The following is a 14517-nucleotide window of genomic DNA, read 5'->3' as shown; positions in this document are numbered from 1 at the left end:
GCGAACGGGCTCACTTCTCAGCCTAAAGGGCGCAGGACCGGCAAAAATAGCCTTCCGGTTAAGGGAAGATGAATCCATGAGCATCAAAATTCTCAGCATCGGCAAGAAGCACGAGGACTGGGTCGCCGACGGAATCGACCGCTACAGCAAGCGGTTGAAGAAGCCGTTTGACCTGAAATGGCAGTTGCTGCCGCATTCCTCGCGGCAACACGAGGCGGCTCGCGCCGAAGAATCTGAGCGGCTCTTAGCCAAGATTGATGCCCGCGACCACGTGATCTTGTTGGATGAACGCGGCACGATGCTCACTTCGCCGAAACTGTCCAAGCATTTGCAGGATTGCTTCGTGCAGTCCAAACCGGTCGTGCTGGTCATTGGTGGCGCCTACGGGGTGACGGAAGAGCTACGGGAGCGGGCCAACCTGCAGTGGTCGCTCTCTGAGCTGGTTTTCCCCCACCAGTTGGTACGACTGGTGTTGACTGAGCAGCTGTATCGGGCTCAAGACATTGCTGCTGGCGGCAGTTACCATCATTCCTAATGGCACAAGCATCCAGCGAAGAGATTTTCGCGCGCTTCTCCCCCGCAACCAGCGCCTGGTTCACCGGGGCGTTTAAGCATGCGACTGAAGCTCAACTGGGCGCGTGGGACGCGATTACCCGGGATGAGCATGCGCTGGTCATCGCGCCCACCGGTTCGGGTAAAACACTGGCCGCGTTCTTGGCAGCGTTGGATCAGCTGTACCGTGAGCCCGGTGGTCAAGGCACCAAGGTTCTCTATATTTCCCCGCTCAAGGCGCTCGGTGTTGACGTTGAACGCAACTTGCGCGCGCCCCTGATCGGCATCCGGCAGACTGCTCTGCAACAGGGGACCGAGTTGCCGGAACTGCGTGTGGGTGTTCGCACCGGCGATACCACCGCCCGCGAGCGCAGAGCTCTCCAACGCACCCCGCCGGATATTCTCATCACCACCCCCGAATCACTCTTTTTGATCCTCACGTCCCAAGCGCGGAGCATGCTGGCCGATGTGCACACCGTCATCATTGATGAAATTCATGCGCTGGCGGGCACCAAACGTGGTACTCACCTTGCCCTGAGCTTGGAACGGTTGGAGGCGTTGAACGGCAGATCGTTTCAGCGCATCGGGTTATCGGCCACGGTCGAACCCGCCGACGAGGTGGCCCGATTCCTCGGTGGTCAACGTCCAGTGACCATTGTGCGACCACCTGCCGTCAAGCAATGGGACTTGCGGCTCTGCGTTCCGGTGCCCGAGATGAATGCCCCGCCACAGATCGAACAGCCCTCAAACGATCAAGAGGACGAGCCGGTCGATCCGTGGGCCGAACCGGAGCCGGTGAACATTCAAGCCGGTATTTGGCCGCATATTGAGCACCAAGTGGTGGATTTGGTGAGCGCCCACCACGCCTCGATCGTGTTCGCGAATTCTCGCAGGTTGGCAGAAAAGGTCACCGGGCGGCTGAATGAGATTTGGGCGGAACGGACGGGCGACGAGAACGCCATTCTGGCGCGGGCCCACCACGGGTCGGTGGCCAAAGAACAGCGGGCGGAAATCGAAGAGTCTCTGAAATCAGGAACCCTCCGATGCGTGGTGGCGACCAGTTCCTTGGAGCTGGGAATCGACATGGGTCTGGTCGACATTGTCATTCAGTTGGAGACCCCGCCTTCGGTCGCCTCTGGGCTGCAACGGGTGGGGCGTGCCGGGCACCAGGTCGGTGCCGCTTCTATCGGCCGGTTCTTCCCGAAGCACCGCACGGATTTGTTGCATTCCACGGTGCTTGTCCAAGAGATGTTGGCGGGCCGGATCGAACGATTGTCTGTGCCCGCTAACCCGCTTGACGTGTTGGCCCAGCAAACGATCGCCGCGGTGGCGATGGATGACTGGGACCCGGAACACTGGTTCGATGTGGTGCGGCGTTGCGCCCCCTACACGGCGCTGCCCCGAAGTGCTTTCGATGCGGTTGTAGACCTATTGGCCGGCAAATACCCGTCCACTGAATTCGCGCAGCTGCGCCCGCGACTTGTCTGGGACCGCACCAATGATGTTCTGTCCGCCCGGCCGGGCGGACAGCTGCTGGCCATCACCTCCGGCGGCACCATTCCCGACCGGGGGCTCTTCGGCGTCTACCTAGCCTCCAGCGAAGAAAGTGAAGGAACTGGGCGCCGGGTCGGTGAGCTCGACGAAGAAATGGTCTACGAGTCCAGGACCGGAGAGATCTTCTCGCTCGGGGCATCTAGTTGGCGGATCGAACAGATCACCCACGACCGTGTCCTGGTGACTCCGGCTCCGGGACAACCCGGCAAGCTCCCTTTCTGGCGGGGTGAAGGCCCAGGCAGGCACCCCGAACTTGGGGTCGCGATCGGCAAGTTTCAAGCCGCGCTCACCTCTGCCGGAGAACAAATCAGTGCCGAGCAGTTGACTGACCTGGGCGTCGCAGAATATTTGGACGAATTCGCCCAGCAGAACCTGCTGGCACTCACCCAAGACCAGTTGCGCTCCACCGGGGCCTTCCCCACCGACCAACGCTTCATTGTCGAACGCACCACCGACGAACTCGGGGACTGGCAGCTGATCTTGCACTCGCCTTATGGTTGGTCGGTGCACGCGCCGTGGGCGCTGGCGGTTGCCGAACGGGTTCAAGATACCTACGGTTTCGATGCCCAAGTCCTTGCCGCGGATGACGGCATCATCCTGCGTCTGCCGGTGACAGATGCGGAACCGCCCGGGGCGGACCTGTTTTTCTTTGACCCAGAACAAATCCAACACATCGTTACCGATCAGCTAGCCTCCTCCGCGCTCTTCGCCGCCCGGTTCCGAGAATGCGCCGCTCGCGCGCTGCTGCTGCCCCGCCAGAACCCCACCCAACGGACCCCACTGTGGCAACAGCGACAACGTTCAGCCCAGTTGCTGGAAGTAGCCCAAAAGTACCCGCAGTTCCCCGTCATGTTGGAGACCGCACGGGAATGTTTGCAGGATGTCTACCAACTGCCCCTACTGGTCGAAATCCTGACCAAACTGCAAAACCGCAGCATCACGGTGGCAGAAGTCCACACTGCTTCTCCGTCCCCGTTGGCGCAGAATCTCCTCTTCGGCTACGTGGCCCAATACTTGTACGCCGGTGATTCGCCCCTCGCCGAGCGACGGGCCGCCGCACTGGCACTCGATCCGGAGCTCATGCAGCAGTTGCTGGGTCAGGTGCCCTTGGCCGAGCTGTTGGAACCGGAAGTCATCACGGCAGTGCAGCAGCAATTGCAGCGGGTTGCAGAGGATTATCGTCTCACCGGCGCCGAGGGCGTGGCGGACCTGCTCCGCCTGCTAGGACCGCTCAGCGCCGAAGCTCTCATGTTGCGGGTGACCGACCCGGATGACCTCGACGAAAATCTGGCGTGGCTGCAAGCCCGGAACCGGATCTTTAGTTTTAGGTTGCAGGATCAGGACGTCTTCGCTGTGGTGGAAGATGCCGCCAGACTGCGTGACGGGCTCGGCATTCCACTGCCGCACGGCATCCCAGTGGCGTTCTTAGAACCTGAAGAGGATGCTGCCAGCGACCTGTTGCAACGCTTCATTGTCACCAACGGCCCCTTCACGATTGCCGATGTCCAGTCCCGACTCGGTTTCGCACCCGCCGTGGCGAAAACCTTGCTCCAACGCTTCGTGGCGGCTGGCGATGTGCAGTCCGGCTCATTCCGGCAAGATGTGGAGGCGGACGAATACTGTGCCACCGGCGTGCTCCGGCAGTTGCGCCGGCGCTCGCTGGCAGCGCTGCGCAGTCAACTGGCTCCCGTGGAAACCTCGGCGTACAGTCGTTTTCTCATCGACTGGCAGGGGGTCGGTGGCCAATACAACGGTAGTGACGGGCTCCGGCAAGTCCTAGATCAGCTCGCCGGCTACCCGGCCCCTGCCAGCGCCTGGGAATCCCTCATTCTGCCGGCACGGGTTACCGACTACCAGCCGTGGATGCTCGATGAATTACTTTCCACCGGCGAAGTCCTATTCGCCGGTGCCGGCAGTACCCCCGGGCGCGACGGGTTGTTGAGCTTCCACCCGTCTCGGACGGCGCCGCTGACGCTGCCAGCACGCGAAGAAGAACCCGAGCTCAGTGCAGATGCGACGGCGCTGTGGGAACATTTTCCGGCCTCTGGAGCCTATTTTGTGCAAGACCTGCGCCAACATCTTCGCGAAGCGGGCGTTGTCATCCGTGATCTGACATCGGCCCTGTGGGAACTAGTCTTTGCCGGTCTACTCAGCAATGACAGCTTCGCCGCCCTACGGGCTTGGCTAGGCCGAGGGAAGAATGCCCACCGGGTCACTTCGAAGCCGAACCTGCGGAGCACCGGGTTTGCCCGGCGACATTCAATCCGTGCCCGCTACGGTGCCGCTGGCACAGATGCGACCAACCCCACCGACTCGTTTGAACCAGCGAGCGCTGGCCGGTGGAGCCGGGTCCCGGAACCAGAGACCGACCCTACGCTACGCGGACACGGATTAGCCGAGTTCCTACTTGGTCGCTACGGGGTACTCACCGGTGGCAGCGTCAAGGCCGAAGACGTGGTCGGTGGTTTCGCCTGGGCCTACAAGGTGCTCTCCTTCTTTGAGGACGCCGGATATTGCCGCCGCGGCTATTACATCGAGCATCTAGGGGCGGCGCAGTTCGCGGACTTAGGCGCTGTTGACGTGTTGCGGTCGCACAGCCGGGAAGAAGAACTCACCCCGCTCGATCAGCCCGCGCCGGTTGCAACGACCTTGGCCGCCACAGACCCGGCTAACCCCTATGGGGCAGCTCTACCGTGGCCTGAACTTGCGCAGACCACGCATCGGCCCGGACGCAAAGCCGGTGCGCTGGTGGTGCTCGTCGATGGCGCCTTGGCGTTGTATCTGGAGCGTGGCGGCAAAACTATGCTCAGTTTCCTGTCGGAAGAACAAAGCGCGGATGGGGCGTTGCTGGAAACAATCGCAGCCTCGTTGGTGGGCACCTTACGGGCTGCCCGCATTGACAAGATCCATAGTGAGAAACTGAATCAAGAACCAATTCTTGGTACACCGTTGGCAGCAGCTTTGTTGGCTGCCGGGTTCTATTCCTCACCGTCAGGGCTGCGTTTCCGGCCCTGACGGTGGTCTTCTGGCCGATCGGATAAGTTAGAACCGATGAACATCTCCCCTCTTCCGGTGCGTAATGGCGTGAATGCCACACGACTTCGCCTACCCAGCAACAGCGGGTTCGACACGGTGGCGGATTATCTGTTGCATCGGTTCGGACACTTGGACCCGGCAGAGATCACCCAACGACTAGAAAACGGGGAGATCGTTGCGACAGACGGCACCCCGTTGAACCTGCACACCCGCATGGATGAGTATCAGTTCTGCTGGTACTACCGCTCGGTGCCCCATGAGGATCCACTGCCGGTTCAGTACCGGATTTTGCACCGGGACGATGACCTCGTGGTGATCGACAAACCTCATTTTCTGCCGACGACTCCGGGTGGACGGTTCATTCAAGAAACCGCCCTAGTCCGGTTGCGCAATGAGTTAACCTTGCCGGAGCTGGTTCCGATTCACCGGTTAGATCGGGCGACTGCGGGGGTGCTGCTCTTTAGCGCCAACCCGGCGACCCGGGGCGCTTATCAGCAGCTGTTCGAACGTCAAGAAGTCTCCAAGGGCTATCAGGCCGTGGCGGCCTTGCCAGCGGGTTTCAAGTGGTCCGGCCCGGTAGTGGTACGCAACCACATCACGAAAGAGAAGGGCGTGCTGCGTTCGGTGGTGAAAGATCGGCTAGCCGATCCGGTGCCACCGAACGCCGTCAGTCGCATCGAGCTATTACGCGCCAACGATACCCATGGTCTTTTTCAGCTGACCCCGTATACCGGCAAGACCCACCAACTCCGGATCCACATGGCCGCGATCGGTCTGGGCATTATCAACGATCCGTTCTACCCAATCCTGCTAGATAAGGCCCCGGATAATTTCTCCGCACCCCTGCAATTGCTGGCTCAGTGGATCGGCTTCACGGATCCGCTTTCGGGCACGCCCCGAAGTTTCACCTCCTCTCTGCAGCTGCTGCACGATCCGGCAAACACGCAACCGTAGGACCGAGCGGAGATGGACACAAATCTTGTTGCCGAGTGGGCTGCCGACCTCGCGTGGTTGTACTATCCACTGACGTTCATCTTGGTCGCGGCCGACACCTTTCTACCGCCCATCCCTTCCGAGGTGTTGGTGGCAGCCGGCGGAATTCTTGCTCGTGAAGGCAGCTTCAGTCTCTGGGGCATCATCACCGTTGCCACCGTTGGCGGCTTTGTCGGAGATCTCGGACTGTACGCCATGACGCGCTATCGGATCCGGCACTGGTTGGTCCGCCAACGCTGGGGCCGCTGGTTATACGACCGCATCGGGCGGGTCATGACGAAGGTGGGTCCGACCACCAGTTATACCGGCATGATCGTCTTTCGGATTGTCGCCGGGGGCCGCACCGCCGTGGTCGCGACCGCTGGGATGATGGGCATTCCCTGGCGACCCTTTCTCATCACCACCACGTTGGGTTCCATCTTGTGGGGCATCTACATGCCGCTGTTGGGCTACTTCGCCCACGAAATGACGGGCTGGCCACTGTGGGCCTCCGCAGTCCTAGCGATGGTTGTCGGTACGCTATTAGGACTACTTGTTGCTTGGCTGATTGCACTTGGCAGGAGGGGTAAACGTGGCTCCAGAGCAGGAGATGTCCCAGGAGGAACGGATCGCGCTGGCTAAGGAGGCCATTTACGGTGCGCGCGGGTTGCGGACCGAACCGGAGCCGGAAGAAGAACCCGAACCGTACGTTCTGCCTTTCCCGGCGCCGAACTACGATCCCGACCCGGAGCCCACAACTACCGACCTCATCCGCAAACTTCTCGTCTCCGTGTCAGCTATCGGCATGGCCTTCACGGCCGGACTGGTTTTCGGCCCGCATGGTGTGACGGCGCCAGAGAAATTCCCGCACGGCTACTTCGCCGCGGATTATTCGGCGCTGTCCCTGTTCCCGGAAACCCACCTGATGTGGTTGCTGCTCATGGTTGGGGCCCTCACCCATGCTGTCTTTCAGTGGTGGCCGACCCAGACCAGCACGCCACGGCAGCGGCGTAGCGGCTACTACGTTGCCGGACTAAACCTATCCGCGGTTCTCTGGCTGCTGGGCGCGCACCTTGGCTGGGCTTTGTTGGCCTTCACCGGAGCGTTGGCCGGAGCGGTTTGCGGGTGGCTTGCAATCCGCGAATTGAATCGGCGCACCGCCAGATACAACACCGAGCGGCTCTGCACCGATGCACCCATCGGTTTGTATGCGGGCTGGTTCTTGGCGCTGACGGCGACCACGCTGGCGGTTCTGCTGACCAGTTGGAAATGGGACCTTTGGATCCCCGATTTTATTTGGGCGTTGATCGCCGTGGCCCTCCTGACCTGGTTGGCCGCGCACTTGTGCATGACCGAACGTGGCCGCGTCTCCGTCGCGCTAGGTGTCGGTGCGGGTTTGGCCGGAATCATGATCGCCCGCCTGTTCGGCGAACACAATTCGGTGTGGGTTGCCCTGCTCGCCGGCAGCTGCGCCTTCGTGCTGCTGCTGGTGACCGAGAACCGTCGTTACCGGATCAAACATGCCGAACACCGGGCCCAGCGCGGGTTGGCCACCGAGTTCGACGAATAAACCGGTCGCGATATCAGCTTCGGGTGGACACCCATTTGCCCCGGACCCGACGCAGGATCCGGAACCCGCTCGTTGAGGCGATCGTCCCCAGCGCGTCGTGAACGTCTGCTCGGACGGCCTCTGCCCCCAGATTTTCTTCCGTTTCGGAGCTCTCCGGCAGGGTGAACCGAACGGTGATTTCCGGGACCGGCACCCCACCGCGCAGTCGCACGTTCAGCTGGTTGGCTTCGACAAAACCGTGGCTGGCAACCACCTGCACGGTGGTGTCCATGACGGCGTCAGGGTGATGTCCGGGAAACAACTCGTGAACGTTGAAGAGCAATCGAAAACTGGGCACGGGTCCCAGTCTAGAGGTTCTGCGCCAAGGCTTCGTGGCCAGTGTTATTCCACTGTGACTAAGATGCTTTATATGAGTTCAACCGTGCCTGAGACCCGTTTGTTCGCTCCGGCGACCATTCGCGGACTGACCCTGCGGAACCGCCTGTTCTTGGCTCCCATGTGCCAGTATGCGCTGAATGATCGTGATGGTCTGGCCAACGATTGGCAGCTAACCCACTTAGGTGCGCGTGCCGCCGGTGGATTCTCACTAGTCATCACGGAGGCCACCGCTGTGGCCCCAGAAGGCCGCATTTCTGCCGAAGACGTCGGGCTGTGGTCGGCCGAACACGAAGACCGCCTAGCCCGGGTGGTGGACTTCGTGCAGAGCCAAGGTGCCGCGGCGGGCGTGCAGCTGGCCCATGCCGGTGCCAAGGCGGGTACCGAGCCGTGGCTGCCCGGCTACCGCGGCGCATCCTTGTCTGCCGAACAAGGCGGCTGGCAAACGTTCTCCCCCGCTGGCATCAACCCGGTGAGCAACTTGGCGCCCTCCACGGCCATGAGCCGGGACCAGATTCAAGACTCTGTGGGTGACTGGGTGGCGGCGGCTCAGCGCGCCGATCGGGCCGGTTTCGATGTCCTGCAGATCCATGCCGCGCACGGTTACCTCATTCACCAGTTCTTGACCCCGGTGACCAACCAGCGCACCGATGATTACGGGGGCAACTTCGACGGCCGGACCCGATACTTGCGGGAAATCGTCGCCGGAATCAGAGACGTGTGGCCCGAACACAAGCCGCTGATGATCCGATTTTCCGGCTCCGACTGGGTGGAGGGCTCCTGGTCCATCGAGGACACCTCCGCGGTCCTGAACCACCTACCCGGTGTCGACATGGTCGATGTGTCCTCCGGCGGTATTGGCGATGTGTACACCGGGCCGAAGCCAGGCCCCGGCTACCAGCTCCCCCTGGCCACCCGGATCAAGACTGACCACCCAGACCTGTTCGTCTCCGGGGTGGGCTCCATTACCTCCGGTCTCCAGGCCGAAGAGGCGTTGCAGGAAACCGGGATCGATGCGCTATCGATCGGGCGTGCAGCCCTGCGGAACCCGAACTTCCCGGTGGAGGCCGCCGCCGAACTCGGCTTCGCCAAACCAGACTTGCCGTACGCCGCTCAATACTGGCGAGCAACATGGCCCCGAAACCCGCAGCCTGTGAGCTGAGATCCTGACACGGGAGGAAAAACCCATGAACAACGTGCGCACCCCAGACCCAGACCCGGGTTGGTTGAATGAGGCAGATCTCTACGAGGCCCGCCGCCGGCTACCGATGCTGTACGTAGAGGCCGTCCCCGTCCGCTTAGACGCTCTCGGATACGTCTCGGAAGTGGGCTTGCTCTACACCGCTGACCCGGACACCGCCAGACTGTGCCGCTCAATCGTCTCGGGCCGGGTGATGTACCGCGAGACGGTGCGGGCAGCCCTGCTGCGTCATCTGGAAAAGGATCTGGGCACTTTGGCCATGCCTCAGTTGCCGGCATCCCCCGTTCCCATGACGGTGGCAGAGTATTTCCCGTCCCCGTCCGAGACCGGACTCACGGACGATCGTCAGCATGCCGTCTCCCTTGTCTTTATCGTGCCGGTCGTGGGCGAATGCGAGCCGCGCCAAGACGCCTTGGAGATCACCTGGATGACCCCGGAAGAGGCCCTCTCCGATGATGTTCAGGCTGAATTCGTTGGTGGCCGCGGCGCCATCATCCAGCAGGCACTGGCCCATGTGGGGTGGGGTCGCTGAGTTCGCCTGCGGACCTTACCTTTTCCATCGAGTCCCGGATGGCGGAGCACGGTTCGACCGGGCACGGTCGGGCCGGCACCATCCACACCCCACACGGTGACATCCAGACCCCAGCCTTCATCCCGGTCGCAACACAAGCCACCATCAAGGCTGTGCTGCCGGAGAATATCGCCGAAGTCGGGGCCCAAGCGGTACTGGCGAATGCCTACCACCTGTACTTGCAGCCCGGACCTGAGCTGATCGACCAGGCCGGCGGTTTAGGCCGGTTCATGAATTGGCCCGGGCCCACCTTCACCGACTCCGGTGGTTTCCAAGTCATGTCCTTGGGTTCCGGGTTCAAGAAGGTCATCAGCATGGATGTGGCGGAAGCCGAATCCCGGCTGCCCGATGACGCCGTCGCCGAAGGCAAAGAGCGACTAGCCCACGTCGACGATGATGGCGTGTGGTTTAAATCCCACATCAACGGGGATCGGCACCGGTTCTCCCCGGAGATCTCCATGGGTGTTCAGCACCAGATCGGCGCGGACATTATCTTCGCATTCGACGAGCTGACCACGCTGGGCCAGTCCCGGAACTACCAAGAATTAGCTCTAGAGCGCACCCGACTCTGGGCGCAGCGGTGCCTGAACGAGCACGCACGCCTGACCCACGAACGCAACCACCGCCCCTATCAGGGGCTTTTCGGTGTCATTCAGGGCGCCAACTACGAAGACTTACGCCGCAAGGCGTGCCGAGACCTAGCTGCCATGGAGGCGGAAGGCCCAGACGGGCAGCCTCTGGCCGGTTGGGACTTCGACGGATACGGCATCGGTGGCGCTTTGGAGAAAGCCCAGCTGGGCACCATCATTGGTTGGTGCGCCGAGGAACTGCCCGAAGACAAGCCGCGGCATTTGCTGGGCATCTCCGAACCGGATGATCTGTTCGAAGCCATGGAGGCCGGCGCCGACACCTTCGACTGCGTCTCCCCCACCCGAGTTGCCCGCACCGGCGCGTTCTACACCGAGTACGGGCGGTTCAACATCCCGAACGCACGGTTCCGGGCCGACTTCGGGCCGCTGGATGAGAACTGCGATTGTTACTCCTGCCAGCACTACACGCGGGCCTACATCCGGCACTTGTTCAAAGCCAAAGAACTGGTTGCACACACCCTGATGTCGATCCACAACGAACGTTTTGTGTTGCGCATGGTCCAGCAGGCGCGCCAAGCGATGATCGACGGGGACTACGCCGAACTCAAAGATCAGGTGCTGGGCCGCTACTACGGGGCGAACCGGAAACCATGAATCACCGCGGCTAAGGCGTAGACTGCCATGGTGAGTGCCAACAAGACCCCGTCTGGCCGGTTGTGGACCGGCAACTTTGTGCTGGCCATTGGGGCGAACTTCTTCATCTCCATGGTGTTCTATCTGCTGATGACCACCATGGCGCAGTACGCGGTCGAACAATTCTCTGCCTCCGACGCCGCGGGCGGTTTCGCTTCTTCGGCCTTCATCCTCGGTGCCCTGATCGCGCGCGTGATCGTCGGAAAATATCTGGACTTCATTGGTCGTAGGCGCCTGCTGCTCTTTGCCCTGACCGGGTACGTGCTGGTGGGCTTGGCCTATTTTGTGACCACCAGCGTGGAATGGCTGTGGGTGGTCCGGTTCTTCCACGGCGCCGGTTTTGGTGCCGCCAACACCTCACTGGGCGCCTCCGTGATGATGCTGTTGCCTCCATTGCGGCGAGGGGAAGGAACCGGTTACTTCGGCATTTCCACTACGCTGGCGGCAGCCGTTGGCCCCGGACTGGCGGTGACATTAATCGGTGGCCCCGGGTTCGATGCCGTGTTCGTGCTGGCCGTTGCCTCCTGTTTCTTCGCGTTGCTGGCCGCCTTCTTCCTGCGCTTACCCGAGCGCACTGTCACCGATCAGGAGCGGCTCGACAAACACCGTTGGAAACTCTCCGATGTGTTGGATCCGCACGCGCTACCGATCTCGGTCATCATCGGTCTGGCCGGTACGGCTTACGCCACCGTGCTGGCCTTTGTGAACTCGTTCGCCCAAGCCGAAGACTTCTCCATGGCGGGATTGTTCTTCTTGGTCTACGCCGTCTCGATGCTGCTGGCTCGGTTGGTGTTGGGGCGGGTGCAGGACTACTACGGGGACAACGTGGTCTCCTACCCCACCATGGTCAGCTTTGTGTTGGCTCTTGTGCTGCTCTCATTCACGCAGACCGACTGGCAGCTGTTGCTGGCCGGCATCCTAGCCGGCTGGGGGTTCGGGGCCATGATGCCTATCTTCCAAACCGTGGCGGTCACCCAGGCCCCCGACCACCGGGTGGCGATCACGACCTCCACGTTCTACATCATGTTGGACATTGGGACCGTTGCCGGCCCGCTGTTAGGTGGCCTGTTGGTCACCGCCTGGGGCTACCGGGGCATGTACTTGGCGATGGCCGCGCTCATGGCCGTCACAGTTGTGGTCTACCATTTTGTTCACGGGCATAAACGCTATGTCCGTCGGTTGCATTATCAGGCTGACCCACAACCGTAGACACAACAGCACAGGGGGCGACGCAGATGGCGAAGGCACCTAAACCGTTTTTGCTCCTGCAAACACGCGAAGATGACCGGACGCAGTCCGACGAGTACCGCTCCACCCTGCAAATTTCCGGGCTGCCGGCCAACCAGCTCATCTCCTACCGGCTGGAACAACAGCGTCTCGGCAAGGTTGATCTGCGCCAATACTCCGGCATCATCCTGTGCGGCTCTCCATTCACCTCCACTGACCCGGATGAAGAGAAGACCGACGTGCAGAAACGGGTCGAAGAGGATCTACACAAACTCCTAGATGTGCTGGTCGCCGAAGACTATCCGTTCCTGGGTGCCTGCTACGGGGTCGGTTCGCTGGCCATCCACCAGGGCGCGGTGGTCGATCGGACCTACGCTGAAGCCGTGCACGCCATAGACATCACCTTCACCGAAGACGGCCTGAAGGACCCACTTGCCGCCGGCTTACCTGAAGTCTTCAAAGGCTTCGTCGGACACAAAGAGGCCGTCAACCAGCTACCTGACCACGCCACCCTGCTAGCCACGGGCCAAGACTGCCCGGTCCAAATGTTCCGGATCCAGCAGAACCTCTACGCCACCCAGTTCCACCCGGAGATGGACTTTGATGGGCTGGCCCACCGGGTCCGGGTATACAAGGCCAACGGCTACTTCGAACCGCATGAGGTGGAGACCATCATCGCGAATGTGGCCAATGAAGACGTCTCAGGTTCACACCAAGTGCTGCGGAACTTCGTGCAGCACTACTCTGCCGGCGACTGAGTCGAGGCAGCAGCGTAGTAGCTGGGTTCGCGTTTCTTGATCTGGCCGATGACCCAGATCGTGACCGGGGCAAGCACTACTTCCACCCCGGTCTTATAGAGGAACCCGACCACCACATAGTTGATGAAGGTGGGGATGTCCCCGATCCCGATGACCTGTGCGGCAATCGAGCAGAAAATGAGCGTGTCCAAGAACTCGCCAACGCCGGTGGAGCCGAGGAGTCGGAAGAACAGGCCCCGTTCGCCCTGACGTTTTTTCATCCACACCATGACGGTGGCGTTCGCCAGCTGACCCACAAGGAAGCCCAACAGGGAGGCCACGACGATCAGCGGCACGGCCCCTAGGGTGGCCGCGAGCGCTTCTTGGCCCTCGTACCATTCGGCGGCAGGCAGCGCGATGATGATCCAGAAGCACAGCGCGGCGAACGCACTGAGCGCAAACGAGGTCACGATCGCGGTGCGGGAAGCCTTCAGGCCGTACACCTCGCTGAGCACATCCCCCACAATGTAGGCCAGTGGGAAGAGGAAGAATCCGCCATCGGTGACGATAGGCCCGAACATGACGCCTTTGGATGCACCAATGTTGGAGAGGATCAAAACGACGGCCATGATGGCCACCAAGATGGGATAACGGAAGCTGCCCACGCGGGCATACCGCGCCATAGCGCTCATTGCAGAAAAGTCCTTTGGTAGTGGTTCGCCCGCGCAATCATCCCGACTGCTGGCTCTATTAGCACTGCCCCTGTCACCGGCGTTCTTATTCTGCCATATTCTGTTGCGCACCCGGTTGCGCCAACAACCGGCGCCATTCATGGTGGATGTGTTGCCGTGCTGTCGCCGAAAAATCCGGGTCATCCGCAGCGAGCATGTGCATGGCGTAGCCGTCGATGAGCGCAAGCAGCCGCGGTGCCTCACGGTCCACATCCACGTCCTGGGCCAGCAGCCCCTTCACGTTCAGATGCTGCAGCAACTGGGTCATCAGTCCGACCATCACCGCATGAGAGTCGGATTTGAGCTGCCTCATCTCCGGATGGTTCGGGGACTCTGCATACAGTGACATGGTAACCATCATTTCGGCCCTGCGTTGGTCATCTAGTGGGAGTAACTCGTCGATCACGTTGCGGACCAGCAGGACCGGATCGGCTTCGGTGAAGTGGCGTTGGATTCGTTCGGTCGCATGTTCCTCAACCAAGGCCAAGGCGAAATCCATCAGGGCGGTCTTCGTGCGGAATGTGTTGCGCAATGATCCTGCGGAGATGCCGGCTCGGTCGGCGACACTTCGGACGGATACTGCAGATATGCCGTCGAGAAGGATGATCTCCCAGACAGCCGTGGCGATCTTGTAACGTCTGTTGCCGCGTTCAGCCTCTCGTGACATGATCTGATCTTAACACGATCGTGTTAACTTTGATGGTTCAG

The 14517-nt window shown here is 61.3% G+C and carries 13 protein-coding genes; 10 read left to right on the top strand and 3 right to left on the bottom strand.

The features are described 5' to 3' along the window. The first annotated feature begins 76 nt into the window (after positions 1 to 76). From ACFFFR_RS07590 to ACFFFR_RS07570, 5 genes are read left to right on the top strand one after another with little or no spacing between them, the layout of a single operon-like run. Positions 77 to 535, top strand: coding sequence for a 23S rRNA (pseudouridine(1915)-N(3))-methyltransferase RlmH (locus ACFFFR_RS07590; RefSeq protein WP_377459259.1), 459 nt, complete (start codon positions 77 to 79; stop codon positions 533 to 535). Continuing rightward, positions 535 to 5121 carry a DEAD/DEAH box helicase gene (locus ACFFFR_RS07585; protein ID WP_377459257.1) on the top strand — a complete coding sequence of 1529 codons (4587 nt, stop codon included), beginning with the start codon at positions 535 to 537 and terminating at the stop codon, positions 5119 to 5121. Before ACFFFR_RS07590 ends, ACFFFR_RS07585 begins: the two co-directional genes overlap by 1 nt. A gap of 36 nt (positions 5122 to 5157) precedes the next feature. Next, positions 5158 to 6096, top strand: a complete 939-nt coding sequence (locus ACFFFR_RS07580; RefSeq protein ID WP_377459256.1) for a pseudouridine synthase — start codon at positions 5158 to 5160, stop codon at positions 6094 to 6096. A 12-nt stretch (positions 6097 to 6108) separates the two neighbouring features. Next, the gene (locus tag ACFFFR_RS07575; RefSeq protein ID WP_377459254.1) at positions 6109 to 6756 is read left to right on the top strand and encodes a DedA family protein; all 648 of its coding nucleotides are present in this window, start codon (positions 6109 to 6111) and stop codon (positions 6754 to 6756) included. Then, complete coding sequence (locus ACFFFR_RS07570) at positions 6707 to 7684, top strand: TspO-related membrane protein (protein WP_377459252.1); 978 nt, start codon at positions 6707 to 6709, stop codon at positions 7682 to 7684. Before ACFFFR_RS07575 ends, ACFFFR_RS07570 begins: the two co-directional genes overlap by 50 nt. Positions 7685 to 7697: 13 nt before the next feature. On the opposite strand, the gene ACFFFR_RS07565 is transcribed toward ACFFFR_RS07570, so the two are convergent. Next, positions 7698 to 8021, bottom strand: coding sequence for a hypothetical protein (locus ACFFFR_RS07565; RefSeq protein WP_377459250.1), 324 nt, complete (start codon positions 8019 to 8021; stop codon positions 7698 to 7700). A 72-nt stretch (positions 8022 to 8093) separates the two neighbouring features. Between ACFFFR_RS07565 and ACFFFR_RS07560 the strand changes: the two genes are divergently transcribed. From ACFFFR_RS07560 to ACFFFR_RS07540, 5 genes are read left to right on the top strand one after another with little or no spacing between them, the layout of a single operon-like run. Continuing rightward, positions 8094 to 9221: an NADH:flavin oxidoreductase/NADH oxidase gene (locus ACFFFR_RS07560; RefSeq protein ID WP_377459249.1), complete on the top strand. Its 1128-nt coding sequence runs from the start codon at positions 8094 to 8096 to the stop codon at positions 9219 to 9221. Between the two features lie 25 nt (positions 9222 to 9246). Beyond that, positions 9247 to 9792, top strand: a complete 546-nt coding sequence (locus ACFFFR_RS07555; protein ID WP_377459247.1) for an NUDIX hydrolase family protein — start codon at positions 9247 to 9249, stop codon at positions 9790 to 9792. Between the two features lie 38 nt (positions 9793 to 9830). Continuing rightward, positions 9831 to 11075, top strand: coding sequence for a tRNA guanosine(34) transglycosylase Tgt (tgt, locus tag ACFFFR_RS07550; RefSeq protein ID WP_377459245.1), 1245 nt, complete (start codon positions 9831 to 9833; stop codon positions 11073 to 11075). Positions 11076 to 11102: 27 nt separating this feature from the next. Next, positions 11103 to 12323, top strand: coding sequence for an MFS transporter (locus ACFFFR_RS07545; RefSeq protein WP_377459243.1), 1221 nt, complete (start codon positions 11103 to 11105; stop codon positions 12321 to 12323). A gap of 26 nt (positions 12324 to 12349) precedes the next feature. After that, positions 12350 to 13099 carry a glutamine amidotransferase gene (locus tag ACFFFR_RS07540; RefSeq protein WP_377459242.1) on the top strand — a complete coding sequence of 250 codons (750 nt, stop codon included), beginning with the start codon at positions 12350 to 12352 and terminating at the stop codon, positions 13097 to 13099. Here the strand turns inward: ACFFFR_RS07540 and ACFFFR_RS07535 are convergent. Both ACFFFR_RS07535 and ACFFFR_RS07530 read right to left on the bottom strand, forming a co-directional pair. Further along, positions 13081 to 13770 (bottom strand): queuosine precursor transporter, encoded by a 690-nt coding sequence (locus ACFFFR_RS07535; protein ID WP_377459240.1) that lies wholly within the window; start codon positions 13768 to 13770, stop codon positions 13081 to 13083. The two genes, ACFFFR_RS07540 and ACFFFR_RS07535, sit on opposite strands and share 19 nt — an antisense overlap. An 85-nt stretch (positions 13771 to 13855) precedes the next feature. Then, positions 13856 to 14476 carry a TetR/AcrR family transcriptional regulator gene (locus tag ACFFFR_RS07530; protein WP_377459238.1) on the bottom strand — a complete coding sequence of 207 codons (621 nt, stop codon included), beginning with the start codon at positions 14474 to 14476 and terminating at the stop codon, positions 13856 to 13858. Between the last annotated feature and the right edge of the window lie 41 nt (positions 14477 to 14517).

The sequence above is a fragment of the Micrococcoides hystricis genome (genome assembly GCF_042434215.1).
Taxonomy (GTDB): domain Bacteria; phylum Actinomycetota; class Actinomycetes; order Actinomycetales; family Micrococcaceae; genus Micrococcoides; species Micrococcoides hystricis.
This window is presented reverse-complemented; position numbering and strand designations above follow the sequence as displayed.